At 69.7% G+C, this 25,971-nt stretch carries 26 protein-coding genes; 12 read left to right on the forward strand and 14 right to left on the reverse strand.

Annotated elements, in window-relative coordinates; genetic code table 11:
• Positions 1-2 precede the first annotated feature (2 nt).
• Complete coding sequence (locus tag ACFXKA_RS31895) at positions 3-344, reverse strand: NAD(P) transhydrogenase subunit alpha (RefSeq protein WP_040855936.1); 342 nt, start codon at positions 342-344, stop codon at positions 3-5.
• Positions 344-1,486, reverse strand: coding sequence for a Re/Si-specific NAD(P)(+) transhydrogenase subunit alpha (locus ACFXKA_RS31900; protein WP_379430135.1), 1,143 nt, complete (start codon positions 1,484-1,486; stop codon positions 344-346). Before ACFXKA_RS31900 ends, ACFXKA_RS31895 begins: the two co-directional genes overlap by 1 nt.
• Positions 1,487-1,809: 323 nt before the next feature.
• Between ACFXKA_RS31900 and ACFXKA_RS31905 the strand changes: the two genes are divergently transcribed.
• From ACFXKA_RS31905 to ACFXKA_RS31915, 3 genes are read left to right on the forward strand one after another with little or no spacing between them, the layout of a single operon-like run.
• Positions 1,810-2,259 (forward strand): HIT family protein, encoded by a 450-nt coding sequence (locus tag ACFXKA_RS31905; RefSeq protein WP_354849392.1) that lies wholly within the window; start codon positions 1,810-1,812, stop codon positions 2,257-2,259.
• Complete coding sequence (locus tag ACFXKA_RS31910; protein WP_379430136.1) at positions 2,256-3,074, forward strand: maleylpyruvate isomerase family mycothiol-dependent enzyme; 819 nt, start codon at positions 2,256-2,258, stop codon at positions 3,072-3,074. Before ACFXKA_RS31905 ends, ACFXKA_RS31910 begins: the two co-directional genes overlap by 4 nt.
• A 3-nt stretch (positions 3,075-3,077) precedes the next feature.
• Complete coding sequence (locus ACFXKA_RS31915) at positions 3,078-3,716, forward strand: Type 1 glutamine amidotransferase-like domain-containing protein (protein ID WP_379430137.1); 639 nt, start codon at positions 3,078-3,080, stop codon at positions 3,714-3,716.
• A gap of 67 nt (positions 3,717-3,783) precedes the next feature.
• On the opposite strand, the gene ACFXKA_RS31920 is transcribed toward ACFXKA_RS31915, so the two are convergent.
• Positions 3,784-5,226: an MFS transporter gene (locus ACFXKA_RS31920; protein WP_354849400.1), complete on the reverse strand. Its 1,443-nt coding sequence runs from the start codon at positions 5,224-5,226 to the stop codon at positions 3,784-3,786.
• Positions 5,227-5,285: 59 nt separating this feature from the next.
• On the opposite strand from ACFXKA_RS31920, the gene ACFXKA_RS31925 reads away from it, so the two are divergent.
• On the forward strand, positions 5,286-5,822 hold the full coding sequence (locus ACFXKA_RS31925) for a MarR family winged helix-turn-helix transcriptional regulator (RefSeq protein ID WP_379430138.1): 537 nt from the start codon (positions 5,286-5,288) through the stop codon (positions 5,820-5,822).
• An 8-nt stretch (positions 5,823-5,830) separates the two neighbouring features.
• On the opposite strand, the gene ACFXKA_RS31930 is transcribed toward ACFXKA_RS31925, so the two are convergent.
• On the reverse strand, positions 5,831-7,207 hold the full coding sequence (locus tag ACFXKA_RS31930) for an MFS transporter (protein WP_379430139.1): 1,377 nt from the start codon (positions 7,205-7,207) through the stop codon (positions 5,831-5,833).
• A gap of 142 nt (positions 7,208-7,349) precedes the next feature.
• A complete protein-coding gene (locus ACFXKA_RS31935; protein WP_379430140.1) occupies positions 7,350-8,207 on the reverse strand; it encodes an NAD(P)H-binding protein in 858 nt (285 codons plus the stop codon).
• Between the two features lie 74 nt (positions 8,208-8,281).
• Between ACFXKA_RS31935 and ACFXKA_RS31940 the strand changes: the two genes are divergently transcribed.
• The gene (locus ACFXKA_RS31940) at positions 8,282-9,238 is read left to right on the forward strand and encodes a cupin domain-containing protein (protein WP_379430141.1); all 957 of its coding nucleotides are present in this window, start codon (positions 8,282-8,284) and stop codon (positions 9,236-9,238) included.
• A 178-nt stretch (positions 9,239-9,416) separates the two neighbouring features.
• Positions 9,417-9,854, forward strand: a complete 438-nt coding sequence (locus ACFXKA_RS31945; RefSeq protein WP_379430142.1) for an acyl-CoA thioesterase — start codon at positions 9,417-9,419, stop codon at positions 9,852-9,854.
• On the opposite strand, the gene ACFXKA_RS31950 is transcribed toward ACFXKA_RS31945, so the two are convergent.
• Genes ACFXKA_RS31950 through pdhA form a run of 3 tightly spaced genes read right to left on the reverse strand, consistent with a single transcriptional unit; the run spans position 9,851 to position 13,380 of the window.
• Positions 9,851-11,296 (reverse strand): dihydrolipoamide acetyltransferase family protein, encoded by a 1,446-nt coding sequence (locus ACFXKA_RS31950; RefSeq protein ID WP_379430143.1) that lies wholly within the window; start codon positions 11,294-11,296, stop codon positions 9,851-9,853. The genes ACFXKA_RS31945 and ACFXKA_RS31950 overlap by 4 nt on opposite strands.
• A 24-nt stretch (positions 11,297-11,320) precedes the next feature.
• Complete coding sequence (locus ACFXKA_RS31955; protein WP_379430144.1) at positions 11,321-12,304, reverse strand: alpha-ketoacid dehydrogenase subunit beta; 984 nt, start codon at positions 12,302-12,304, stop codon at positions 11,321-11,323.
• Complete coding sequence (gene pdhA, locus ACFXKA_RS31960; protein WP_379430145.1) at positions 12,301-13,380, reverse strand: pyruvate dehydrogenase (acetyl-transferring) E1 component subunit alpha; 1,080 nt, start codon at positions 13,378-13,380, stop codon at positions 12,301-12,303. The genes ACFXKA_RS31955 and pdhA overlap by 4 nt, the downstream gene beginning before the upstream one ends.
• 179 nt (positions 13,381-13,559) lie before the next feature.
• Between pdhA and ACFXKA_RS31965 the strand changes: the two genes are divergently transcribed.
• The 3 genes from ACFXKA_RS31965 to ACFXKA_RS31975 all read left to right on the forward strand — a co-directional run bounded on the left by ACFXKA_RS31965 (position 13,560) and on the right by ACFXKA_RS31975 (position 16,298).
• Positions 13,560-14,090: an Lrp/AsnC family transcriptional regulator gene (locus ACFXKA_RS31965; RefSeq protein WP_354849423.1), complete on the forward strand. Its 531-nt coding sequence runs from the start codon at positions 13,560-13,562 to the stop codon at positions 14,088-14,090.
• A gap of 77 nt (positions 14,091-14,167) precedes the next feature.
• Positions 14,168-15,373, forward strand: coding sequence for a benzoate/H(+) symporter BenE family transporter (locus ACFXKA_RS31970; protein ID WP_379430146.1), 1,206 nt, complete (start codon positions 14,168-14,170; stop codon positions 15,371-15,373).
• A 67-nt stretch (positions 15,374-15,440) separates the two neighbouring features.
• A complete protein-coding gene (locus ACFXKA_RS31975; protein ID WP_379430147.1) occupies positions 15,441-16,298 on the forward strand; it encodes a sulfurtransferase in 858 nt (285 codons plus the stop codon).
• On the opposite strand, the gene ACFXKA_RS31980 is transcribed toward ACFXKA_RS31975, so the two are convergent.
• Positions 16,299-17,000 carry a methyltransferase domain-containing protein gene (locus ACFXKA_RS31980; protein ID WP_379430148.1) on the reverse strand — a complete coding sequence of 234 codons (702 nt, stop codon included), beginning with the start codon at positions 16,998-17,000 and terminating at the stop codon, positions 16,299-16,301.
• A gap of 114 nt (positions 17,001-17,114) precedes the next feature.
• On the opposite strand from ACFXKA_RS31980, the gene ACFXKA_RS31985 reads away from it, so the two are divergent.
• A complete protein-coding gene (locus tag ACFXKA_RS31985) occupies positions 17,115-17,705 on the forward strand; it encodes a TetR/AcrR family transcriptional regulator (RefSeq protein WP_379430149.1) in 591 nt (196 codons plus the stop codon).
• On the opposite strand, the gene ACFXKA_RS31990 is transcribed toward ACFXKA_RS31985, so the two are convergent.
• Together ACFXKA_RS31990 and ACFXKA_RS31995 are read right to left on the reverse strand one after the other, a co-directional pair.
• Positions 17,646-18,353, reverse strand: coding sequence for an HNH endonuclease family protein (locus tag ACFXKA_RS31990; RefSeq protein WP_379430150.1), 708 nt, complete (start codon positions 18,351-18,353; stop codon positions 17,646-17,648). The two genes, ACFXKA_RS31985 and ACFXKA_RS31990, sit on opposite strands and share 60 nt — an antisense overlap.
• A gap of 70 nt (positions 18,354-18,423) precedes the next feature.
• Entirely contained in the window at positions 18,424-18,786 is a 363-nt protein-coding gene (locus ACFXKA_RS31995; RefSeq protein WP_354849435.1) for a hypothetical protein, read from the reverse strand.
• Between the two features lie 229 nt (positions 18,787-19,015).
• Between ACFXKA_RS31995 and ACFXKA_RS32000 the strand changes: the two genes are divergently transcribed.
• Both ACFXKA_RS32000 and ACFXKA_RS32005 read left to right on the forward strand, forming a co-directional pair.
• Entirely contained in the window at positions 19,016-21,841 is a 2,826-nt protein-coding gene (locus ACFXKA_RS32000; protein WP_379430151.1) for a DEAD/DEAH box helicase, read from the forward strand.
• The gene (locus ACFXKA_RS32005) at positions 21,838-22,608 is read left to right on the forward strand and encodes an SWIM zinc finger family protein (protein WP_379430152.1); all 771 of its coding nucleotides are present in this window, start codon (positions 21,838-21,840) and stop codon (positions 22,606-22,608) included. Before ACFXKA_RS32000 ends, ACFXKA_RS32005 begins: the two co-directional genes overlap by 4 nt.
• Before the next feature lie 125 nt (positions 22,609-22,733).
• Here the strand turns inward: ACFXKA_RS32005 and ACFXKA_RS32010 are convergent, their stop codons facing one another.
• From ACFXKA_RS32010 to ACFXKA_RS32020, 3 genes are read right to left on the reverse strand one after another with little or no spacing between them, the layout of a single operon-like run.
• The gene (locus ACFXKA_RS32010) at positions 22,734-24,269 is read right to left on the reverse strand and encodes a flavin-containing monooxygenase (RefSeq protein ID WP_379430153.1); all 1,536 of its coding nucleotides are present in this window, start codon (positions 24,267-24,269) and stop codon (positions 22,734-22,736) included.
• On the reverse strand, positions 24,266-25,042 hold the full coding sequence (locus ACFXKA_RS32015; RefSeq protein ID WP_379430154.1) for a hypothetical protein: 777 nt from the start codon (positions 25,040-25,042) through the stop codon (positions 24,266-24,268). Before ACFXKA_RS32015 ends, ACFXKA_RS32010 begins: the two co-directional genes overlap by 4 nt.
• Positions 25,039-25,962 carry a ferritin-like domain-containing protein gene (locus tag ACFXKA_RS32020; RefSeq protein ID WP_379430155.1) on the reverse strand — a complete coding sequence of 308 codons (924 nt, stop codon included), beginning with the start codon at positions 25,960-25,962 and terminating at the stop codon, positions 25,039-25,041. Before ACFXKA_RS32020 ends, ACFXKA_RS32015 begins: the two co-directional genes overlap by 4 nt.
• Positions 25,963-25,971 lie beyond the last annotated feature (9 nt).

Genomic DNA, 25,971 nt, shown 5'->3' on the forward strand with positions numbered 1-25,971 from the left:
GCTCAGCGGCCCGCCTTCACAGATTCATCGCTTCGCTTCGCTTCACCCGCAGCAGGCTTCTTCGCCTTGAACATGCCCAGCATGCGGTCGGTCACGACGAAACCGCCGATGACGTTCAGGGTTCCGAACACGACGGCGACGAACAGGATGATCTGCATCAGCACCGACGGGTGCTGCACCTTGCCGAACACCACCAGCGCACCGAGCACCACGATGCCGTGAATGGCGTTGGTGCCGGACATGAGCGGGGTGTGCAGGGTGTTGGGCACCTTGGAGATCACGGCGAAGCCCACGAACCCCGACAGCACCAGGATCGCGATATTCGCCAGCAGTTGGGTGTACATCAGGCTTCCACCTTCTGAGCGCTCGGCTCGCTTCGCTCGCGTGTGACGCAGGAATCCGCCAGCACCTGATCGGAGAAATCGGGTGCCAGCGCACCGTCTTCGAGCATGAGTTCGAGCAGGGCGGCGATGTTCTTGGAGTACAGCTCGCTGGCGTGCTCGGGCATGGTGGCCGGCAGGTTCAGCGGCGAGGCGATGGTGACGCCGTGACGCACAACGGTTTTGCCGGGCTCGGTCAGCTCGCAGTTACCGCCGGTCTCACCGGCCAGGTCCACGATCACGCTGCCGGGCTTCATGCCCTGCACCGCGGCCGCGGTCACCAGGCGCGGGGCCGGGCGGCCGGGCACCAGCGCGGTGGTGATGACCACGTCGAAGCCCTTGATGGCGTTCTCGAGGGCCTGCTGCTGCTGGGCCTTCTCCTCGTCGGTGAGCTCGCGGGCGTAACCGCCCTCACCGGCGGCGTCGATGCCCAGGTCCAGCCACTGCGCACCCACCGAGCGCACCTGGTCGGCGACCTCGGGGCGCACGTCGTAACCGGTGGTCCGGCCGCCGAGACGCTTGGCGGTCGCCAAAGCCTGCAGACCGGCGACACCCACGCCGAGCACCAGCACGGTGGCGGGCTTCACGGTACCCGCGGCGGTGGTCAGCATCGGGAAGAAGCGGGTGGACTCCGACGCGGCCAGCAGCACGGCCTTGTAGCCGGCGACATTCGCCTGGGACGAGAGCGCGTCCATCACCTGGGCGCGGGAGATACGCGGAATGGCTTCCACCGCAAAGGCCTGCACGCCCGCGCTCTTCAGCGCACCGATCTTGTTGTCGGCGTTGCGAGGTGCGAGGAACCCGATCAGCGTCTGCCCCGACGACAGCTTGGCGATCTCGCTGTCGTTCGGCGCGGCGACCTTCACCACCACCTCGGCGCTGTACGGATCACCCAGCGTCGCACCGGCTTCGATGTACGCCTCGTCCGGAATCAACGCGCCCAGACCGGCACCGGCCTCGACGATCACCTCGACGCCCTGCTTCAGCAGGGCCGGGATGATCTTCGGCACCAATGCGACGCGTCGTTCGTCCGGGTTCGTCTCGCGAACCACTCCGACGCGCGCACCGCGGGGCGCAGCGGTCTGTGCGCTCTGCGTTGTGTCCACTAGTCAAACTTCCTTCTCGTGGTGAGCCCAGGTCACCCTCATGTCGGGGCCGCTTCACCGGTCCAACGGCGGGCCGAACTTACTCGGTAGTAAGTTCGTGAGAATTCTCGCAACTGTACCTGGTTCGGCGTGAGCGTAGCGGAGATGCCCGTCACATGGTGTGGCGAGAAAACCGGACAACTCCATGCTCGACCGGGGTTCGATCGGCGACAAGTGCGAAGAATTCCGCGTGCTACTCACCGGTAGGTGCGTTGCTGGTTGTGCCCGCATCGGGGGCGTGTAGGGGGTGTCGCACATCACTTGTACGCCGTAATGTCTGCATGGTGAGTGGCTGCATGTTCTGCCGGATCGTCGCGGGCGACGCACCCGCGGCCAAGATCTTCGAAGACGACACCCTGGTGGCATTCCTGGACATCCGGCCGATCACCCGCGGGCACACCCTGGTGATCCCCAAGCGCCACGCCACCGATCTCGACGAACTCGACCCGGCCCTGGGCGCACAGCTTTTCGCCTTCGGCCATCGCCTGGCCAAGTCCATGCGCCGCGCCGGCCTCGCGGCCGACGGCGCCAACCTGCTGATCAATGACGGCAAGGCCGCCTTCCAGACCGTTCACCACGTGCACCTGCACGTGATCCCGCGCCACCACGGCGACACCCTGCGCTTCGCCAAGGGTTTCGTACTGCGCCGCCCGCACGACACCGAGCGGACCGCCGCGGCACTGCGCTCCGGGCTGGACCGGCTCGCCGACGAAGAAAGGGAGACCACCGCATGACCGACACGGTGCCGGACCGCGCCGAGATCACGGCTCTCTTGTCCGACCAGTGGGACGCCCTTACCCGGCTGGTGGACGGCCTGGACGAGAACCGCTGGCGCACGGCCTCACCACTGCCGGGCTGGACCGTGTTCGATGTGCTCGCCCATGTGATCGGCACCGAATCGATCCTGCTGGGCGAGCCGACCCCCGATCTCGCCGTGGCCGGCGGGCATATTCGCAACGACATCGGCGCGCTCAACGAGAAGTGGATCGACTCGCTGCGCCCGCTCGCCGGTTCGCAGCTGCTGGAACGGTTTCTGGACGTCACCGGTCGTCGGCTGAAGACGCTGGAGCAGACCACCGACGAGGCCTGGGCCGAACTCGTGCCCACTCCGGTGGGCATGGCCCCCTACGGCCGATTCATGCGGATCCGCCTGTTCGACTGCTGGATGCACGAGCACGATATCGCCGACGCGCTCGGTGTGGCCGTCGACGAGGGCGGCAGCCGGGGCGCGGCGGCGTTCACCGAACTGCTGACCGTGCTGGGCAAGGCCGCGGTCAAAGGCGCGGGCGCACCGGACGGTTCGCGTATCACGTTCGAGCTCGCCGGTCCGGTGCCGCAGACGCTGCACCTGGCCGTCGACGGCGGCCGGGCGAGCCTGGTGGAAACCCTCGACGCCCCGGCGGGTCTCGTGGTGACCATGGACTCCGGCCTGTTCGCCCGCCTGCGGGGCGGCCGCACCACCGCGGACGCGCACGCGGGGGAGATCACCCTCACCGGCGACACCGACCTCGGCGACCGCCTGGTCCGCAGCCTGGCCTTCACCATCTGACCCGTGCGACTGTTCCTGTCCAGCTACCGTTTCGGCGCGCACCAGCGGCGGCTGCTCGAACTGGTCGGCGATCCCGGACCGGTGGCGGTCATCGCCAATGCCTGTGATGCCTGGCCCTCGGCCTGGCAGGGTGCGGTCACCAGCGACCTGGTGCCGTTGCGCCGGCTGGGTTTCCGGCCCGATGTGCTGGATCTGCGCGACTACCTCGGCCGCCCGGCCGAGGTCGAGCAGCGGCTGCGCGAGTACCCGATGGTGTGGGTGCGCGGCGGCAACACCTTCGTGCTGCGCGCCCAATTCGCCCGCAGCGGAGCCGATCTCGCGCTCACGACGCTGCTCGCGCAGGACGCGCTGGTCTACGCGGGCTACAGCGCGGGCGCCTGCGTCATGACCCCCGACCTGCACGGCATCGAAGCCATCGACGACCCGGACGAGGTCCGCACCGCCTGCGGCGTCGAACCACGCTGGGACGGACTGGGTCTGGTCGATCACCGCATCGTCCCGCACCTGGATTCCCCGACCGATCCCGAGGGGCTGTCCCGGAAGCTGGTGCGCGAGTACGCCTCCACGGGAATCCCGCACTGGGCCCTGACCGACGACCACGTCGTTGTCGTCGACGGGGCTCGCACCGAGGTGCTGACCTAGCGGTCCCCGCATGGAAAAAGCCCGCGCACGCCGACGGCGTGCGCGGGCTTTTCTGCCCGACAGATGGTCAGTGCCCCTTGTGGCGGATGCCGTGGCCGAGAGCGACGGCTGCCGCACCGAACGCGCCGATGGCCAGCGTCGCGAAGCTGGCGACGTACGCGCCTTCGGTCGGGACCGCGGCGTGCGGGCCGAGGTGCAGGACGTGGGCGGTAAGGATGGAGCCCGTGATCGCGCCGGCGATCGAACCGCCGGCGGTGCGCACCAGCGAATTGATGCCCGAGGCGATACCGCTCTCGCTCATCGGCACGTGCTGCACGGCCAGGGTGCCCAGTGCCGCGTAGCCGATACCGAAACCGGTGCCCTGCAGCACATTCGCCATGATCATGTCGAACTGGTGATCGTGCGAGACGGCCAGCCAGCCCATGGACAGACCGGCGAAGACTGCGCCGATGGCCAGGGTGTAGGCCGGACCGATCTTGGCGGAGATGCGGCCGGTGTTGAAGGAGAAGAAGGTCATCAGCGCCGCGCTCGGGATGCCGTAGAGGCCGACCGAGAGCACGGTCCCGGACAGACCGTAGCCGACCTTGTCCGCCGGGGTCTGAATGAAGTTGGATACCAGCGAGAACGCGCCGAACATGGAGAAGCCGAGCAGAGCGGAGGCCACATTGGCCGACAGCGACTGCGGTCCGACCAGCAGCTGCAGGCGCACCAGCGGCTGTTCGACCTCGAGCTCCACGAATACCCAGATGGCGGCGAGCACCGCGGCGGCGGCGAACAGCGCGATGACCGAGCCGGAGCCCCAGCCCCAGCGCGGGCCCTCGCTGATGCCCAGCAGCAGGCAGACCAGCAGGGCGGCCAGCAGTGCGGCGCCGACGAAGTCGGGCTTGCCGCCGTGGCGGACGCCATTGTTCTTGGCGCTCACCTGGATCAGCACGGTGGCGATCACGCCCAGGCCCGCGGTCAGCCAGAAGACCGGGTGCGGGTTGGTGGTGTGGTCGGCGATGACGCCGGTGGCCAGCAGGCCGATGGTGCCGCCGACGCCCATGGTGCCGGACACGATTCCGATTGCGCTGACCAGTCTTTCGCGCGGGAAGGTGTCGCGGATGATGCCGATGGCGAGCGGGATCATGGCGGAGGAGATGCCCTGCAGGGCGCGGCCGACGATGTAGACCGGCAGCGAGGTGGCGAAGGCGCAGATGACCGAGCCCACGATCAGCACGCCCATCGCGACCATGACCATGGGCTTCTTGCCGTACATATCCCCGAAGCGGGAGAGCAACGGGGTGGCGACCGCACCGGAGAGCAGGGCGGCGGTGAACAGCCAGGTGACACCGGCGACGTCGGTGTGCAGCTGAGTGATGAAGCGCGGCAGTAGCGGAATCACGACGGTCTGCTGGAGTGACACGACCAGGCCGGCCGCGCACAGCGCGAGCAATGTCAGGCCGAGATGGGCCTTCGAGTGGTCTGCGGGTTTGGTCCCGTCGACCTGACCGACAGCGGTCGTAGTCATGCAGCGATCCTTTGGTTTACTTACCAAAATTAAGTAAATGGGTTTCGTAAGATAACCACATGCCGCGACCGGAAGCCACTCCCGCCGAACAAGTTGATGCAGCTCACATAGTGGAACTGGAGCGTGCGCTGGCCCGAGTCGCCTATCTGCTGACCCGGGTCCGCCGCCACGATCAAGCCATGGTGCAGTGCGGGCTCACCATGGATCGGGCCAGTGTCCCGCTGCTGCGGCTGCTCGCCGACGCCGGCGAACCCATGCGCCTGGGCGAGCTCGCCACCCGCCTCGATGTGGAGGCCCCGCACGTGAGCCGCCAGATCCAGCGCCTGGAGAAGGCGGGCTACGTCGAGCGCGTTCCCGACCCGGACGACCGTCGCGCGCAACGGGTCCGCCCCACCGCCTCCGGCCGGCGCGCCGTCGAAGCCGTGCGCCAGGTCCTGCGCGGCTGGATGGCCGAGGCCCTCACCGACTGGACCACCGAGGACCTCCAGGCGCTCTCGGTCCTCAACCACCGCATGGTGGACGCCTTCCTCGACCACGCCGAAGTCATCGGCGACCTCGGCGCGACCGCGCGAGACCGGCCCAGCCGCACCGCCTGACCCCGCGACTATCGGCCCGCGGGCGCTCGCGCGGGTGCGGCGACGGCGCGAGCGCCCCAGGCGCACAACAGCATTGCCACCAGCGGCACCGCCATCGCGGCGGTCAGCGGCATGGCCTTGTCGAGCCAGCCGATGATCGCGGGCCCGGCCAGCAAGCCCACATACCCGAGCCCGAACACTCGCGACATATCGGTGGCGGCGGTGCGCGAGCCCAGGTTCCCGGCGGCGGTGAACACCTGCGGCACGCCGCCGGACAGCCCGATGCCGCACAACGTCCACCCCAGCAGCGTGAGCGGCAGCCACCCGGAGGCCACCACCAGTCCGAAACCGATGGCCGCCAGCAGCGTTCCCCAGCGCACGATGGCCACTCGCCCGAACCGCCCGCTCACCCGGTCCGTGCCGAACCGGCCGAGCGTCATGGCCAGCGAGAACCCGGTGAATGCCAGCGCCGCCGTCCCCGCCTCCACCCCGAGCCGCCCCTGCACCTGCAGCGCACTCCAATCCGCGGCCACCCCCTCCGCCATCAGCAGCGCGAACGCGATCAACCCGAGCGCCAGTACTGTGCGCCCGATCCGTGCGCCCGCCGGTGACTCCGGCCTCGGATGCCCGCCGTTCCGCCCAGCCGGGGCAATGGCGGCGGCGTCGGTGAGTCCGCGGGACAGGGTCGATTCCGTCCCGGGCGTCACGGCGTCATCGACGGCGCCGCGAATGGGCAGGCCATCCGCGCGCGGGTCGAAGTGCTGGACCGCCGCAGGGTCGGTGCGGTTGCCTTCGGCCGCCGACACATTCGGGACCGAGTGGGTCGCGGGGACGGTGGGCGGGAGCAGGCGCGGAATCGCGATGGCCACGGTGGCGAGGCCGAAGGCACTCGACAGGGCGAAGGTCGTGTGCAGCGGCCAGTGGGCGTGCTGGGTCGCCGCGCCGAAAGCGGAGCCGAGGAAGCCGCCGCAGGAGAAGAAGGCGTGGAAGGCCGACATGATGGGGCGGGCGTAGGCGCGCTCGATGTGGACGGCCTGGGCGTTCATGGAGACGTCGATCGCGCCGTTGGCGACACCGAAGGCGGCCAGGGCCAGTCCGAGAGTGAACGGGGAGGTGGCGTGGGCGGGGCCGAGCAGGGCCAGGGAGAGCACGGTGGCGGCGGTGGCGGTGAGGGTGCGGCTGCCGAGCCGGTCCGCCAGGGGTCCGGCGGCCTGCATACCCAGGATGGCGCAGGCCGCCATGAGCAGGATCAGCATGCCCAGGGTGGTGGGTGACACGCCGGTGCGCCCGGTGACGGCGGGGATGTGCACGATCCAGACGGCCGAGAGCATCCCATTGAGGCCGAACACCGCGAACAGCGCCAGGCGCGCCTTCCGGATCCGGGGAGCGGGCGTCGTAGCGGCCATCGGTACGACGCTACCGGGTGTGGTCCCGGCATCTCCCTGGTTTCCGCAACCCCTCGCGGCTTCGTCGGCGCTCGGGGCTGCGATCCGAATCATCTGCAGTACAACCTGTTTGATATCGAGTGTAGGCGGGGGCACCGACACGTTATGCGCTTGCCGGGACCGCCCAGGCGCCCGAACTCGCCACCTCGCGCACATACTCGGCGAAGTCGCGCGGCTCCCGGCCCAGCGCCCGCCGCACCCCGTCGGACAAGTGCGCATTCCGCCCGTCGAGCACCGTGCCGAACAGGTAGTCCAGCAGGCTGATCTCCTCGCCGGGCACCCCGTAGGAGGTCAGCGCGGCCACGAAATCGGTTCGGGTGAGCGGAACGTAGGCGATCTCCCGCCCGGTCGCCGCGCCGATCTCCGCCACCGCCTCGGCGAAGGTGAGCGCGCGCGGGCCGGTCAGCTCGTACACCTGTCCGGCGTGCCGGTCGTCGAGCAGCGCCGCCACCGCCACCTCGGCGATATCGTCCGCGTGCACGAACGGCTCCGGCACGTCCCCGGCGGGCAGCGCGACCTCACCGGCCAGGATGAAATCGGCGAACGCGCCCTCGCTGAAGTTCTGCGCGAACCAGGCGCACCGCACCACGGTCCACCCCAGGCCCGAATCCCGCACGATGGCTTCGCATTCCAGCGCCTCGGGCTCGCCGCGACCGGACAGCAGCACCAGCGTGCGCACGCCGGCGGCGACCGCCTGATCGCAGAACGCCTTGATATCCGCGGGCGCGCCCGGAACCGCCAGATCCGGCTGGTAGGCCAGGTACACGGCATCCACTCCCGCCAGGGCCGCCGCCCAGGTGCCGCGGTCGGTCCAGTCGAACGGGATTGCGGCCGTACGCGAACCGGCCCGCACCGGCACGCCGCGGGCGGCCAGCAGGGCGGCCACCCGATGCCCGGTCTTACCGGTCGCACCGAGCACGAGAACGGTGTTTGCGCTGTTCGAGGTGTTTTCGATGATCATGTATCGAGTACACAGGGATTCGGCGAGCACGAACATGGTTGAGAAGCGCACGGGCATTTGCCATCGTCTTCGGTATGGATGCGTTGGCCAGCCTGCTCGAAGGACCACGCGCGCGAGCCGCATTCGTGATGCGCTCGTCGGTCGACCCGCCCTGGTCCCTGCGCATCCGCGACGAGGCCCCGCTGACCGTGGTGGCGGTGGTGCGCGGCGGCGGCTGGGTGACACCGGAGCCCAAGGGCGGCAAGCCGACTCCGCCGCGACAGCTGCGCACCGGCGATATCGCCATCTTCCGGGGACCCGACCACTATGTCGTCGCCGACGACCCGGCCACGCCGCCGCAGGTGCTCATCGAACCCGGCAATATCACCACCACCATGGAGGGTGAAGTGCTGTGCGAGGCACTGAGTCTGGGAGTGCGGAGCTGGGGCACCAGCGTCGACGCCGAGACCGTGCTGGTCACCGGCACCTACGAGCACGAGTCGGCGGCCAGCCGCCGCCTGCTGCGGGCGCTGCCGCCGGTCGCGGTGCTCGGCCGCGGCGAAGTCGATGCCCGGGTGCTGGATCTGCTGGTCGACGAGGCCGCCAAGGACCTGCCCGCCCAGAGCGTCATGCTGGATCGACTATTGGATCTGCTGCTCATCGCCGCCCTGCGCGCCTGGTTCTCCCGTTCCGACGCGCCCGCCTGGTATCACGCCTACGGCGATCCGCTGGTCGGCCGGGCATTGCGCCTGATGCAGCACAATCCGGCTCACCCGTGGACGGTGGCGTCGCTGGCCGCCGAGGTCGGCGTCTCCCGGGCCGCCCTGGCCCGCCGGTTCACCGAGCTGGTCGGCGAGCCGCCGATGGCCTTCCTCACCGACTGGCGGCTGGCCCTGGCCGCCGACCTGCTGCACGAATCCGACGCCACCCTGGAATCCATCGCCCGCCGGGTCGGCTACGGCAGCGCCTTCGCCCTGTCCACCGCCTTCAAACGCCACTACGGCATCAGCCCCCGGGACCACCGCGCCATCCCTGACGAACGCTCCGCCTGACGAACAGCCCTCCAGGACCAAGCGGATAGAGTTTGTTCTCGGCATGCCCTCACTCGAAGGTTCGCGGCCGTCTCGATTCTGGACTGACCGGAGCGGGGGAGCGCCGCGGAGGAGCGGAGGGAGGGAAGAATCGAGACTTCAGGGCCGCGAACCCGCCCGGAGCGAAGCGGAGGGCAAAATGAAACAGAGCTACCCGGTGCTCTGGCCGGTGCCGACGCGCTGGGCCGACAACGACCACTACGGTCACGTCAACAACGTGACGTACTACTCGTACTTCGATACCGCGGTGAATGCCTGGCTGATCAGCGCCACCGGCACCGATATCCGTGACCTGCACGCCATCGGCGTGGTGGCGCAGACCTCCTGCACGTTCCTCGGCTCGCTCAGCTTCCCGGACATGCTGCGGGTGGGCATCCGGGTCGCGCGGCTGGGCAACTCCAGCATCAACTACGAGCTGGCCGTCTTCCGCGACGCCGGCGACAGCCTGGAGCTGGCCGCCACCGGCACCTTCACCCACGTCTACGTGGACGAGCAGACCCGCAAGCCGGTGCCGATCCCCGCGGTCATCCGCGCGGCGGCCGAGCCGCTGGTGGTCACCGCGTCCGCGGAGGGCTAGACCCGGCCGAGCAGGGTCAGCGGATCCTCCAGCAGGGCCGCGATGCTCGCCAGAAAGCGCGAGCCCAGTTCGCCGTCGATCATGCGGTGATCGAAGCTGAGCCCCAGGCTGGTCACCCAGCGCACGGCCAGTTCGTCGCGATGGACCCACGGGCGCTTGCGGATGGAGCCCAGGCACAGGATGGCCGCCTCGCCCGGATTCACCAGCGGCACACCGGTATCCACGCCGAAGACACCGACATTGGTGATGGTGAAGGTGCCGCCGGTCAGGTCGGCGGGCGTGGCGGTGCCGCTCCGCGCCTTGCCGGCCACCCCGGCGATCTCCAGGCACAGATCGCGCAGCGTGAACCCCTGCGCGTCCTTGAGATTCGGCACCAGCAGCCCGCGTTCGGTCGCGACCGCGATGCCCAGATTCACGTAGTGCTTGGTGACGATCTCCTGATTGGGTTCGTCCCAGGCCGCATTGATCTCGGGGAACTCGAGCAGCGCCGCCAGCGTCGCCCGCGCCACCAGCGCCAGCGGAGTCAGGGTCAGGCCGGTGAATCTGGGCGTGGCCCGCAGGTGCTCGAGCAGCTCCATGGACGCGGTGAAATCCGCGGTCACGAAGGCGCTGGCCTGGGGAATGTGCTGGGCGCTGGCCACCATGGCGGCGGCGGTGCGCTTGCGGATTCCACTGATGGGCGTGCGGGTTTCGCGTTCGGCCGGGGCGGAGCGTCCGGCCGCCGGATGCATGGGCAGCACCTCCGGCGCGGCATGCGGCGTCGGCAGGGCGCTGAGGGTGCCGGGCGGCGGCGGGGTGTGGATCGGAATGTGGCCCGTCCCAAGGGCTTCGGGCCGCATCCCGTACAGGTCCTCCGCGGTGACCGCGCCCTGCGGCCCGGTCCCGATCACCGCCCCCAGATCGATCCCGATCTCACGGGCCAGTTTCCGGGCGGCGGGGGTGGCGGCGGGCCGTCCGGCCGGGGCCGAGCTGCCGAGTCCCTCGGCGCCGTCCGAGCCCATCGCGCGCCGGTTCGAAACGGTCGGTGCGTCAGTCGTTTTCGCGGCGGCCCGGGCGGCGCGGCGGGACACCGGCTCGCTGTCGGGGCCGTAGCCGACCAGCACCGATCGCCGTTCTGCGGGGGGCTGCGCGCCGGTCTCATCGCTCGTCTCCGCACCGGCGCTCGGCGCCGCGGCGGCACCGGTCCGCACCGCCACGCCGATCCGGATGAGCGGCGCGCCGACCGGCACGGTGTCGCCCGGTTCCGCCAGTAGTTCCAGCACCCGGCCCGCGTACGGGCTCGGTAGCGCCACCTGCGCCTTGGCGGTCTCGACCTCGGCGATGATCTGGTTCAGGTCCACGGTGTCGCCGACCGCGACGGACCACGACACCAATTCCGCGTCGGTCAATCCCTCTCCGAGATCGGGCAAACGGAATTCCATGACCTGCTGCTGATCTTCCACCGGGCTTCCTCCGTGGCTTGACCGTTAGGCGGCGAGCGAGCGATCGACCGCGGCGAGAATGCGATCGGGGTCGGGCAGGTGGTGCCGCTCGAGTTTAGCCGGGGGATAGGGGATGTCGAAGCCACCGACGCGCAATACCGGTGATTCCAGATGGTAGAAGCAGCGTTCCGTGATCCGCGCCGCGATTTCGGCTCCCAGCCCGGCGAATACGGGTGCCTCGTGGACCACGATGAGCCGTCCGGTTTTCCGCACCGAGGTTTCGATGGTGTCGAAATCGATCGGGGACAGGCTGCGCAGATCGATCACCTCGATCGAATGTCCCTCCGACGCCGCGATATCGGCGGCGGTGAGCGCGGTGGCGACGGTGCCGCCGTAGGCCACGATGGTGGCGTCCTCCCCGCTGGCGCAGACCTGGGCCTGGTCCATCGCGGGTCCGCCATCCCGGTCCAGCCGGTCGAAATCCACCTCGGCCTTGTCCCAGTACCGGCGCTTGGGTTCGAAGAAGATCACCGGATCGTCGAGGGCGATGGCCTGGCGGATCATCAGATACGCGTCCGCCGGATTGCTCGGCGAGACCACCCGCAATCCCGCGGTGTGCGCGAAATACGCCTCCGGTGATTCCGAATGATGCTCGACCGAGCCGATGCCGCCGCCGAACGGAATGCGAATGGTGATGGGCGCGATCACCTTTCCGCGCGTGCGGGAGTGGATTTTCGCGACCTGCGAGACGATCTGGTCGAAGGCCGGATACACGAATCCGTCGAACTGGATTTCACAGACCGGCCGAAATCCGCGCAATGCCATTCCGAAAGCAGTTCCCACGATTCCGGATTCGGCGAGCGGCGTATCGATGACGCGGTTGTTGCCGAAATCCTTCTGCAGCGTGTCGGTGACCCGGAAGACCCCGCCCAGCCGCCCGATGTCCTCACCCATCAGCAGGACCTTCGGGTCGTCCTCCAGTGCGCGGCGCAGCCCGTGGTTGATGGCTCCCGCGAAGGTGGTCTTCATCGCCCCACTCCCTCCAGATAGGCGGCGTACTCGCGGCGTTCCTCCTCGATCAGCCGATGCGGTGTGGCGTACACGTGGTCGAACAGCTCCGCGGGTTCCGGATCGGGCATGGTGAGGGTGGCGGTGCGCAGCCGGTGCGCCACCTCGTCGGCGCGTTCGGCGACCGAGGTCTCGAAGTCGGTGTCCCACAGCTCTTCTCGTTCGAGCAAGCGCCGCAGGCGGTCGATGGGATCGCGCTGCTGCCAGATCTCGAGTTCGGCGGCGGTGCGGTAGCGGGTGGGATCGTCGGCGGTGGTGTGCGGGCCCATCCGGTAGGTGATGGCCTCGATGAAGCTCGGCCCGCCGCCGGCCCGTGCGCGCAGCAGCGCCTGCCGGGTCACGGCCAGCACCGCGAGGGCGTCGTTGCCGTCCACCTGCACGCCGGGAATGCCGTAGCCGAGGGCGCGCCGCGCGATCGGGGTGGCGCTCTGTATCCGGACCGGCGCGCTGATCGCCCAGTGATTGTTCTGGCAGAAGAACACCATCGGGACACTCCAGCCGGCCGCGAATCCGAGTGCCTCGGCGATATCGCCCTGACTGGTCGCACCGTCGCCGAAGTAGGCGATGGTGGCGATCTCGGCGCCTTCGAGGTGCGCGGCGTAAGCGTAGCCGGTGGCGTGTAAACCGTGCGCCCCCACCACGATCGAGGGATTGGTCATCTTCACCGCGTCGGCGTCCCAGCAGGAGTGGGCGGCGCCGCGCCACAGCCGGGTGAGGTCCTCGGGCGGGACGCCGCGGCAGTAGGCGACGCCCGCCTCCCGATAGCTGCAGAACACGTAGTCGTCGGGGGCGAGGGCGTGGGCCGAACCGATCTGCGCGCCCTCCTGGCCGAGCAGTGGCGGCCACAGTCCGAGCTGGCCCTGCCGTTGCAGGGCGGTGGCCTCGGTGTCGATGCGCCGGGCCACCACCATGTCGGTGTACATGGCTCGGAGCCGGGTGCCGTCGATATCGGCGACGAGCGGGGCGTGTCCGCGATCCAGTACGCGACGACCGTCTGGCTGTACGAGCTGCACCGGGTAGGTGTTCTTCTCGGGCATGGATATCGCCTCCTGACACCGGGTTACACCGTTGTCGCCCGGGGATTGTGTCCCGTGAGCAACCGATGTGTGTCCTGTACCACACAGCATCCTCCGTTGAGCGATGTGTGCAAGCATGGCGTGCCCAACTGTGCAGAATGCTCGGTCGATGGCTGGTCCGGGGTGTCATACTGATCCCCATGAGCAGCAGGGAGCCCCTTTCTGCCCCGCTGGACGCCACCGATGCCCGGCTGTTGCTGGAGCTGGTGGCCAACCCGCGCGCGACCGGTGTCGAATTGGCCGCTCGCCTGGGTCTCTCGCGCAATACCGTGCAGGCCAGGCTGGCTCGCTGGGAGGCGAGCGGGGTGCTGGCCAGCTTCGAACGCCGGGTCGATCCCCGGGTGCTGGGTTATCCACTGGCAGCCTTCGTGGCGGTGGTCGTGGATCAGCATCGGCTCGACTCGGTGGTTGCCGAGCTGGCCGAGATTCCGGAGGTCACCGAGGTCTGCGGCATGACCGGGCCGACCGATCTGACGGTCCGGGTGGTCGCCGCCGACGCCGATGATCTGTACCGCCTGACCGGCAGCATTCTGAAGATCCCGGGGGTGGAGCGCACCAATATGGCGCTGGTGATGCGCTCGCTGGTCGGGCCGCGTGTCACGCCGCTGCTGGAGCGGCTGGCACTGCAGAACGGGTCCGGGGGTCACCCGCAGGATGCCGACCGGTTCTGACTGTTTTGGTGAATTTCAGTCCAGTTTCGGGGGATTGGCCGCTGACCTCGGGGTGACTGGACCGCGACGATGACCCGATGAGCACCAGCGTCACCAGCACTCCGGAGGTCAGGAGTCCGCGCACGGCCGGGATCGGGCAGCCGATAGGGGCCGGGATCGTCACCGCGCTCGTCGGATTCACCAGCTCGTTCGCGGTGGTGCTGGCGGGCCTGACCGCCATGGGGGCGACCTCGGCGCAGGCGGCGTCCGGGCTGCTGGCGGTCTGCGTGACCCAGGCGGTCGGCATGATCGTGCTGAGCCGGCGGTACCGGATGCCGATCACACTGGCCTGGTCCACCCCGGGCGCGGCATTGCTGGCCGGTACGGGCGCGGTGTCCGGCGGCTGGGCGGCCGCCGTGGGCGCGTTCGCGGTGGCGGGCGGACTCATTGTGCTGACCGGTTTCTGGCAGCGGCTGGGCGCGCTCATCGCGGCGATTCCGGTGGAGATCGCGCAGGCCATGCTGGCCGGAGTGCTGCTGCCCATGTGCCTGGCGCCGGTGAAGGCGCTGCCGGTGAGCCCGGCGGTGGTGGTGCCGGTCATCGCGACCTGGCTTGTGCTGCAACGCTTCGCGCCGCGCTGGTCGGTGCTGGCCGCCTTCGCGGTCGCGGCCGTCGGCGCGGGTGTCGACATCACCGTCACCCATCGCCGCATGGACCTGTCGGCCATGGTGCCGCGGGTGGAATGGACTGTGCCGCACTGGAGTTGGCAGGCGGTGATCGGGGTCGCGGTGCCGCTCTACATCGTGACCATGGCCGCCCAGAACATTCCGGGTACGGCGGTCATGAAGACCTTCGGCTATCAGGTGCCGTGGCGGGCGGCCATGACGGTCACGGGCCTGGGCACCATGCTCGGCGCGCCCGCGGGCGGGCACGCCATCAACCTGGCGGCCATCAGTGCCGCGCTCTCCGCCGCGCCGTCCGCGCATCCGGATCCGAGGCGCCGGTGGATCGCCGCGTTCACCGCGGGCTGCATGTACCTGGTGCTCGCACTGGCCTCGGGTGCACTGGTGATGCTGGTGGCCGCGGCGCCGAAGGGCGTGCTGGAAACCGTTGCGGGCCTTGCCCTCATCGCCACGCTGGCGGGTGCGCTGACCGCTGCGTTGACGCCCGCCGCCCACCGTTCCGCGGCCGCGCTCACCTTCCTGGTGGCCGCGTCCGGAATCTCGTTGCTCGGCATCGGCGCGGCCTTCTGGGCGCTGGTCGCGGGCCTGCTGGCGCGCTGGTTCCTGCCCCCGTCGAAATAGCGGGCCGGGCAGGCTGCGTGGCGCGGCCGGCGGTGGCTAGGGTGGGGTGGTTCGGCTTCAACGGGCGATGAATCGGCGAAGAGGAGTTGGCTTGAGTTCGGTGCTGATTTCGGTTGCGGAGCTTGCGGACGTGCTGGGCCAGAGCGGCGGCCATGTGCGATTGCTGGACGTCCGGTGGGCGCTCGGAGATCCGGACGGACCGCAGCATTATCTGGACGGCCATATTCCGGGCGCGATATTCGTCGACCTGGAAACCGAACTCGCCGATCCGCCCTCCGCCGCCAAGGGCCGCCACCCCATGCCGGACCTGGCGCACCTGCAGAAGTGCGCGCGCAGCTGGGGCGTGTCCGACGGGGACATGGTGGTCGTCTACGACGCCACCGGCGGCATGGCCGCCGCGCGGGCCTGGTGGCTGCTGCGCTGGGGCGGCGTGGCCGATGTGCGCATTCTCGACGGCGGACTGCCGGCGTGGGAGCAGGCCGGGGGCAAGATCGTCACCGGTGACGAAACCGCCCCGCCACCGGGCACCGTGGTCCTGTCCCCGGGCAATATGCCGACCATCGACGCCGATGGCGCGGCCGGCTGGCCGGGCCTGCTGCTGGATGCCCGCGCGGGCGAGCGCTACCGCGGCGAGGTGGAACCTGTGGACCCGCGCGCCGGGCACATTCCGGGAGCGGTGAGTGCGCCGACCGCCGAGAACCTCACGGCCGCCGGGCAATTCAAGTCGCTCCCCGAATTGCGTTCCCGTTTCGAGGGATTCGGTTCCGGGCCGGTCGCGGTGTACTGCGGTTCCGGTGTCACGGCCGCCCATCAGGTCGCGGCGCTGGCCATCGCCGGCATCGACGCCGCGCTCTATCCCGGCTCCTGGTCGCAGTGGTCCAACGACCCCAAGCGGCCGGCCGCCATCGGCGCCGAACCGGCCTGATCAGCCGGGTTTGACGGCGGTGAGGACGCCGGTCGCGAACGGGCCGGTGCGGAATTCGACTGCCGTGAAACCGATGTCGGTGAGCACGTCGCGGTAGCGGCGGATGTCGACCGCCGACAGCGGATCCCCGGCCCCGTCGCCGTCGTGGGAGTGACCCTGGCCACCGGCGCGGTGCGCGGCCAGCTGGGCCATGGCCCGAACGGCGAGCCCGCGCAGGCCCGAGGTCGGATGGGTGTCGGCGAGCAGCAGGCGGCCGCCCGGGCGCAGGACGCGGAAGACGCCCGCCAGGGCGGTCTTTCGCTCGGATTCGGCGATGTGGTGCATGGCGAAGGTCGAGGTCGCCACATCGAACGAGGCGTCCGGGTAGGGCAGCGACTGGGCCGCGCCGAGGTCGAAGCTGCAGTTGGGGGCGGCGTGGGCGGTCGCGTAGGCGATCATCTGCGCAGACGGGTCCACGCCGATCGCCCGGCCGTCCGGTCCGGCCTGCCGGGCCAGCTCATTGGCCAGCCGCCCAGGGCCGCAACCGAGATCGAGAGCGTGATCGCCCGGGCGGATGCCGCTGGTCGTGGCGAAGTACCGCGCCAGGCTGCCCGCTCGGCCCAGGAAGTAGACGTCGGTGAGCAGCTGATAGCGGCGCGGCCAGGTGATGAGGGCCCCGACGGGCCGGGATTCGATATCGGACACTTGCTCGTGCTGGGTCATGTGATCAATCATCGAAGGATGAGAAATCCCAGGCCAGACGCAGTTTCTGAGGATTTGTACGATTCCGGACAGTCGGACGGAATCCGTCCGGGAACGGCCCCGGAGGCCGGGACCATGAGGCCGGAGGCCGACCGCCGCGTCCGCCGCACCCGCACGGCGCTGCACCGGGCGCTCATCGAGCTCATGCAGGACCGGCCCTATGCCCGGATCACGGTGCAGGACATCATCGATCGCGCCGATGTCGGCCGCTCCACCTTCTACGCGCACTACCGCGACAAGGACGATCTGCTGCTGGTCAGCTGTATCGAGCATGTGCGGGGCGAGATTTCGGCGCAGCTGGCCTGCTATCCGGGAGAGTCGCCGCCGCTGGCCGCCGTCGAGATCCTGTTCAAGCTGGTCGCGGCGCATCCGGACGTGTACCGGCCACTGGTCCGGCAGCGGGCGAACACCATTGTGCTGCGGTCGATCCGGCAGATGTACGCCGAACTGCTGACCGAGCACCTGGGCCCGCGGCTCGGGCCGGACCCCGTCGCGGCGGGCGTGGCCATCACATTTCTGTCCTGGGGTCTATACGGATTGCTCGAATCGGTCATGGATCCGCGCCAGGAACTCACCGCCGATCAGGCCTACCGGCACTTCGCCACGCTATGGGCAGCGGCGGGCGACCCGCGCCAGGGCGTCCCGGTCGGCGGCGGTGACCGGTAGCCCGTACCGGTTCGCGGCCATCAGATACTTGCCCGCGTAGAAACAGCGGTTCGCGCGAGCGGGCGGCAGCCAGTCGCCGGGCGTGCGATCGCCCTTGTCCTCGTTGGTCTTTCCGTCCACCGCGAGCAGGTTGTAGTCGACATCGTTGGCGAAGCGCACGCGCCGCGGCAGCGGCCATCCGGCCGCGCCCAGATCCCAGGCGGCCGCCAGCGGATACACGTGATCGATCTGCACGGCCATGGCCGCGCCCCGATCGAAGGCGATGCGCTGCCCGGTATAGGGATCGTCGAGCGACCCGGCCACCACCACGCAATCGTTCCCGGGCCGGAAGATCACCCGGGTGAGCTGCCTGGCCAGCACGGTATTGCGGCTGTCGCACCCGTCGTGACCGCCGGGCCCATCGTGATCATCGGTCCACGCCGGTCCGAACACGCAGCCCTGGCCGCTGCCGCAACCACGTTCGTAACCGCCCGGACGCGGCCGGGCGGGCACCGTGCGGACACCCGCGAGCAGCCGTTCGAGCTGGACGCGGGCGGGGCTACCCGGCGCCGGGGTCACCTGCCCGAGGGACTCGCACCCAAGGACCACGAGCAGGACGACTACGGCGCCGAGCAGCCGGAGCAGGAAGGTTCCACCCGTGAGCCACACGGCAATACGTGTACCGCACCAGCCGATCGGTGCGTGCCGTCACGCGGACTTCGCACTCCCGTTGGGCTTACTAGAGCCAGGCGTGCGCGAGGATGTCGTCCGCGGCGGTTTCGGAGAGCTGCGGCGGAAAGCGGGTTGCCGCAATGGAATCCACACGCGCGCCATCGTGGCCGATGACCCACGAGCCGCCCCGCTCCTCGCATTCGGCGATCTTGGCGAAAACGGTGAGCAGGAACGTGATGGAGTCGCGCGGGTCCGCGGTGCGGGCGAGGCGCTGCGACTCGCCGGGCCGGGACAGATCCAGCCACACCCCGGACTGCCCGTCCAGGCGCATCCCCACGATCTTGCTCGTGTCCACGAAGGTGAATTTCCGCCGTTCCCACTGTGTCGTGGGGGTGAAGCTCTGCTCGAGCACTTGGAGCAGAATCGTCATCGTCACGGCCTCCCTACGGTCTCGAAAGTGCCACGGCTCCGGATTGAGTCGCGGTGGATTGTCGGGTGCGCCCCGCGCGGCTGCCGTCCGGGCACGACAATGTAGTGCAGCGGACACAGCGGACACCGACGCGTGCGGTGACCTGCGGATTTATCCAGTATGTTCCGTATCCGATCAGAAATAAAGAGGGGCCGGCCGGCTTGTCGGGGGTGACTGATTGGATGGGCGGATGTTGCACGGGCTGTGGTCGCCGGGGTCCGGGTTGGTGCTGTGGCACGACCCGGGCGAGGACACGGCCGGGGATGCGGAGGGATTGCCGGAGCCGCTCGGGTCGATCGTGCGCGGGGCGAAGTGGCGGCATCGGGCGCAGGTGCTGGTGAGGGGGGAGTACGGGCCGGAGCAGACGCGGGTGCGGGCGCATGCGCTGGCACCGGAGACGGCTGCCCGGGTGCTGTCGCAGGAACTACCGGCGGGGGCGGTGGCCGGGGATCTGCGTTTTCTCGGGCATGTGGCGCGCGGGGTGCAGCGGTGGGTGCGGGCGGGGCGGGTGGTGCCGGAGGTGCGGCGGGACGACGGGGAGTGGTGGGTACGGTGGCGGCTGGTGGGCGGGCAGCGGCAGCGGGCCTGGCTGGCGGAGCTCACGGTGGCCATGCCGGGTGCGTTGCAGGTGGCCGGGCGGCCCGCCGAGGTGCTGGAGAACCTCGTCGGCGAATTGGCCGATCCTCTCGTGCGCCTGCACATTCCGGAGCGGCCGGATCGGGAATCGGGGTCGCATCCGCTGCTGACCGCGCTGGCCGAGGCGACGCCGCTGGAGACCGGATCGCATCGGGTGGCCTCGGTGCTGGACGACTGGCGGACCAGTCTCACCGCCGACGAGCCGGAGCTGGTGCTGCGGCTGCTGGAACCGGACGGCGAGGAACCGGGCGAACTGTGGCGGCTCGAGGTCTGCCTGCGCGAGGAAGGGGAGGCGCCGCAGCCGGTGCTGCTGCCGGGGGATCCGCAGCTCATGCGGATTGCGGGGGAGAAGCTGGCGGCCGCCAAGCAGGCCTATCCGCGGCTGCGCGATCTGCCCGGCGATGCCCGCAGCATGGATCTGTTCCTGCCCACCGAGGTGGTGATGGATCTGGTCGCGCACGGGGCGAACGCGCTGCGGTCGGCCGGGGTGCGGCTCATGCTGCCGCGGGCCTGGCGGGTGGCCGCGCCCGCCATGAAACTGCGGGTGCAGAGCCCGGCTGCCACCGAAACCGCCGTCGGGCTCAAGGGTTTGGTGTCCTTCCGCTGGGAGCTGGCCCTGGGCGACACCGTGCTGACGCCCGCCGAGATGTCGCGGCTGATCGACGCGAAATCGGATCTGGTGCGGCTGCGCGGGGAATGGGTGCAGGCCGATCATCGCATGCTGGCCGCGGCCGCCGACTACGTCTCGGGCCGCACCGACGAGACCGAGACCACCGTCGGCGGCCTGTTCGCCGAGCTGTCCGCGCATCCGGTGATCGGGGTGCCGCTGGAGGAGGTCACCGCGACCGGCTGGGCCGCGGAGCTTTTCGACGGTGAGCGGTCGGTCGAGCCCGTCCCGGATCCGGTCGGGCTGAAGGCCCAGCTGCGGCCGTATCAGCAGCGCGGCCTGACCTGGCTGGCGGCCATGAGCCGGCTCGGATGCGGGGCGATCCTCGCCGACGACATGGGTCTCGGCAAGACCGTACAGGTACTGGCGCTGCTGGTGCACGAGCGTGAAGCAGCCGCGGCCGCAAGCGAATCGGAGGCGCTCGGGCCTACCCTGCTGGTGTGCCCGATGTCGGTGGTGGGCAACTGGCAGCGGGAGGCCGAACGCTTCGCCCCGGATCTCCGGGTGCTGGTGCACCACGGCGCCGGGCGGCGCTCGGGCGCGGAATTGGCTGCGGCGGTGGCGGATTCGGATCTGGTGGTCACCACCTACGCGCTGCTGGCCCGGGATGTCGAGGACCTGAAGCGCCAGGACTGGCAGCGGGTCGTACTGGACGAGGCGCAGCACATCAAGAACGCGGGCACCCGGCAGGCGCGCGCGGCACGGCTGGTGCCGGCCCGGCACCGCCTGGCGCTCACCGGAACCCCGGTGGAGAACCGGCTCGAGGAGTTGCGCTCGATCCTGGATTTCGCCAATCCCAAGCTGCTGGGCAAGGCCTCCGAGTTCCATGCCCGCTTCGCGGTGCCGATCGAGCGCGAGCACGACGAGAACGCCGTCACCCGTCTGCGCGCCATCACCTCGCCGTTCGTGCTGCGCCGGGTCAAGACCGATCCTGCGGTGATCTCGGATCTGCCGGAGAAGGTCGAGATGACGGTGCGGGCCAACCTGACCGTGGAGCAGGCAGCGCTGTATCAGGCGGTGCTGGACGATATGTCGGCCAAGCTGAAGGCGGCCGAGGGCATGGAGCGCAAGGGCGCGGTGCTGGCCGCGCTGACCCGGCTCAAACAGGTGTGCAACCATCCCGCGCATTTCCTCGGCGACGGGTCGGCGCTGCTGCGCCGGGGGCATCATCGGTCGGGGAAGCTGGCGCTGGTGGAGGACATTCTGGAGTCGGCGATCGCCGACGGGGAGCGGGCGCTGCTGTTCACTCAGTTCGCGGAGTTCGGAAACCTGCTGGCGCCCTTCCTGTCCGAGCGTTTCGGGGCGGAGGTGCCGTTCCTGCACGGCGGGGTGAGCAAGCAGCGCCGCGACGGCATGGTCACCCGCTTCCAGGAGGAGGACGGCGCGCCGCTCATGCTGCTGTCGCTCAAGGCGGGCGGCACCGGCCTCAACCTGACCGCCGCCAATCACGTGGTGCACCTGGACCGCTGGTGGAATCCGGCGGTGGAGAACCAGGCCACCGACCGTGCCTTCCGCATCGGCCAGCGCCGTGATGTCCAGGTGCGCAAGCTGGTCTGCGTCGACACCATCGAGGAGCGCGTCGACGACATGCTGAAGGGCAAGAGTCAGCTCGCCGACCTCACCGTGGGCACCGGCGAGAACTGGATCACCGAACTCGGCGACGAGGAATTGCGGGAACTGTTCGCCCTGGGATCGGAGGCGGTCGGCGAATGAGCAATGTCATCGACTTCAGCGAGTACGGCAAACGCCGCCCGGTGCGCGGCGGGGTGCAGCCGCGCAGCCGCCGCGGCACCGCGTTCGCCCGGACCTGGTGGGGCCGTTCGTTCCTGGAGGCGGTCGAGGGCGTCGCGGACGCCGGTCGTCTGGCCCGCGGCCGTTCCTACGCCCGCGCCGGTCAGGTGGTGAACTACCGCCTGGAGCCCGGCCTGGTGAGCGCGGAAGTGCAGGGCAGCCAGCCCCGCCCGTTCATCTCGGTGCTGACCCTGCGGCAGTTGCGCGACGACCGCCTCGACGAGCTGGTGGACCTGGTCCGCGCCACCCCCGGCATGCTGGGCGAGATCGCCGCGGGCACCCTGCCCCAGGCCCTCGGCCCACTGTTGCTCCCCACCACGGTGTCGGAGCTCGACTTCTCGTGCAGCTGCCCCGATTCCGGCTGGCCGTGCAAGCACACCGCCGCCGTCTGCTACGTCATCGCCGAACGCCTCGACGAGCGCCCGGGCGAACTGCTCACCCTGCGCGGCGTCGAACTCGACGCCCTCATCGGCAGCGTCCAGCGCGCCGATCCGCCCGCCGAATCCACCGATCTCTACGGCGACGCCACCGCGCTCCCCGCCCTCCCGAAGCCCGAATTCCGTCCGGCCCCGGACGATCTCGACGCCGTCCTGCTCCGCCAGGCCCTGCGCATGACGGCCGAGGACGAGCAGTCCGTCGCCGCCGGTCTCCGCGAACTCCGCGCCCTGTACCGTGCCCTCGACACCTGATCGCCTGATTCGCGGCCTGTTTCAGTAGCTGCGGACAACTCGAATCCCACAGTGGCCCAGCCGCTTCTGGACCGCTGGGAGTGCGTGCGGGTGCACGTCGGCCGTGACCCCCGCAGCGCTGACGGTCAGGCCGTGGCGGCGCGGGCGGCGGGACGGCCCGTCCTGCGGCGTTCGCCCTGGGATTCGAAGTGGTAGTCGCGCAGGTCGAAATGGGCTGCGCGCCAGGCGGCTTCGGGAGTGCTCATGGCGCGCAGCGGGACGTCGCCGTTCTTGTCGAAGTAGTAGGAGTTGGCCAGGGTGCAGCTGTCCTGCCAGAAGACCTGGGTGCCGCGGCGGGCGAGCATTTCCTGGAAGTAGCGCTCGTTGGCCTCGGGGGTGACCTCGATGCGGGTCGCGGCGCGGCGGCGGGCATTGCGGAGCAGGCGCAGAATGTGGGTGGTCTGCATCTCGATGAGGGTGAAGTAGGACGCGCCGTTGTAGCCGTAGGGGCCGATGATGGTGAAGAAGTTGGGGAAGCCGGGCACACTGACCCCCTCGTAGGCCTGCAGGCGGTGGGTGTCCCACCAGTCCTCGAGGCGCAGGCCGCCGCTGCCGTGCAGGTCGAAGGTGGGCATATTGCCGGACTCCATGACCTTGAAGCCGGTGGCCATGATGAGCACGTCGACCTGGTGGTGGCGGCCGGTGGTGCGCAGTCCGGTGGCGGTGATCTCGGTGATGGGATCGGTTTCCAGCGTGACGTTCTCGCGGTTGAAGGTCTTCAGGTAGTCGTTGGAGAACGACGGGCGCTTGCAACCCAGCGCGTATTTCGGCGTGAGCTGCCCCCGGACGACCGGATCCTGCACCTGGTCGCGCAGGTGGGCCAGCCCGGTGCGCTCGCCGAGCTTCACCATGGGCAGCACCTTGTAGTAGTGCGCCGAGAGCGGGAAGGTCAGCTCCACGAACGCCTGGCTGAGCCAGCGGGTGAGGAACTGCCCGCCGGGCAGCCGCATCAGCGCGCGCACCGGTGGCGGCAGGGGCGCGTCCGGCCGGGGCAGGCACCAGATCGGAGTGCGCTGGAAGACGACGAGTTCCGCCACCTCCGGGGCGATCTCGGGAATGATCTGGATGGCCGAGGCGCCGGTGCCGATGATGCCGACCCGCTTGCCACGCAGATCGATCCCGTGATCCCAGCGCGCGGTGTGCATGGTCTCGCCCCGGAACCGTTCCGCGCCGGGGATATCGGGCAGTTTGGGCCGGGTCAGCACCCCGGTCGCGCCGATCAGGAAGCGGCAGGTGAGCTCGTCGCCGTCGGTGGTGCGCACCCGCCACAGGTGCAGTGCGTCGTCGAAGTCGGCGCGGGCGATGGTGGTGCCGAACCGGATCCGTGGCCGCAGCCCGTATTTCTCGACGCAGTGCTCGGCGTACGCCTTCAACTCGCGTCCGGGCGCGTACACCCGCGACCAGGAGCGCTGCTTCTCGAACGAGTACTGGTAGCTGAACGACGGAATGTCCACGGCGATACCGGGATAGGTGTTCCAGTGCCAGGTGCCGCCCACCCCGTCCGCCTCGTCGATCATGACGAAATCGTCGAAACCGGCCTTGCGCAGCGCGATCGCGGTCCCGATTCCCGAGAATCCCGCGCCGACAATGACGATCTCGTGGTCCACGACGGTCTTTGTCACGATGCGCCCTCCGCGTAGATGATGCAGTCCACCCGATGCTCGACCCCGTCCACGGTGCGAATCCCGAGCGGCGCGAGCCGGGCGATGGGCCAGCTGATGAGCCGGCAGTTCCGCTGCCGCAGGGCCCGGTAGTAGCGACTGTGTACCCGCACCGCGGCGGGCCGATCCGGCGTCAGCTGCCGCCGCTCCCACGAATCCTCAACCTGCGCCCGCAGATTCGCCGCGGCCGCCCGCCGCAGCGTTTGCTGAGCGCACCAGCGCAGGACGCCCGGCCCTGAGACGCCCAGCGCGCTCAGGACGGGTCTCGGAGCTCCACGGGCAACCTCCCCGGCTCCGGGATGCGGTGGACCGCCTTCACGCGGCGCTCGTGTTGAACTGCGTTCCTCTGCGCCTCTGCCGGCCGGCGCGGTGCTGTCTCCCTGGCGGCCGGCCCTACGCTCTTCCTGGCGAGCCGGATCTCCGGGCAACGGCGGCGCGGAGTCGCTGGGCAGCAGTCCCAATGCATCGGCGGGCAACTGGCGCAGCAGAATTCCGGCTCCGGGGACGGGTGGGGTGGGCAGAATCCAGATCGGATCATGCTGGAACACGGTTACCCTGCGCGCCTGGGCGACGATCGGCGGCACTACCCGGGCCAGTGCGGCGCCGCTGCCGATGACCGCGACGTGCAGGCGATCCAACTCGTGCTGGTCACGCCAGTGGGTGCAGTGAATCGTGGGCCCGGTGTAGGCGTCGCGGGCTCTGCCCGGGTCGCTCCGGCGGATCGGGGCGGTCATTTCGCCACCGGCTCGTAGGTCAGGGCCTTGGACCAGGAGGGGGTGTGGCGCAGGACGCGCACGGGGAAGTGGTCGATGGCCTTGTTCAGGGCGTCGTTGATGCCCTGGATCGGCTGCCAGTGGTTGATGGTGGCCATGCCGTGCAGGCGGACCACGTGGTAGAGCGGCATGCGCTTGATGTCCGGGCTGCGGTCACCGGCTTTCTCATAGCGCCGCACGGCATTCCAGAGCTTCTCCTCGTCCAGCCCCATCGCCATGATGGTGGCGGACATGCGGGACAGCAGCGGCGTGTACAGCAGCGCGCCGAGCAGGAAGGTGGGCCGCAGCGCGAAACCCGCTGTCTCGATGGCGATTCGTCGCAGCGGTCCCGCGCCGAGCTGCTCGAGCACCTGGAACCCCACCGCCAGATGCCGGGACTCGTCGCTGTTGATGTGCCGGAACACCTCGTGGCACAGTGGATCCCGTACCTCGTCGAGCAGGAACTTCACCAGTGCCCCGTCCAGCGCGCACTCCAGCGAGGGGATCACGGTGCCGAGCACGGGCAGGGACAGATCGTCCCCGTACCGGTCCAGCCATTCGATGACGAGCCGGATGTTCTTGTTGGGCAGCGGCATCGCGTCCCTGTCGAGCATGCCCCAGCGCCGCATCAGGGCCAGTTCGGCATTGGCGTGCTTCTGCTCCTCGGCGTGGAAGTACCGGTAGATCTCCTTGAGCGGCCCGTCGGGGGCGCGCAGCGTGAGCGCCGCGAACCCGCGGGCGCCGACGTGCTCGATCCACACCAGATCGGCCATGAAGGCCGCGAGCGCGGGTCGCTGCTCATCGGTGATGAGCTCGGCTCCCGGTGCGTCCCAGTCGAGATCGGCCAGCGCCCACTGCCGATCCTGGACGACACCGAGCATGTCGGAATACGCGAACGCCATTGTTCAACT

The organism is Nocardia sp. NPDC059228, assembly GCF_042754245.1.
Lineage (GTDB): Bacteria > Actinomycetota > Actinomycetes > Mycobacteriales > Mycobacteriaceae > Nocardia.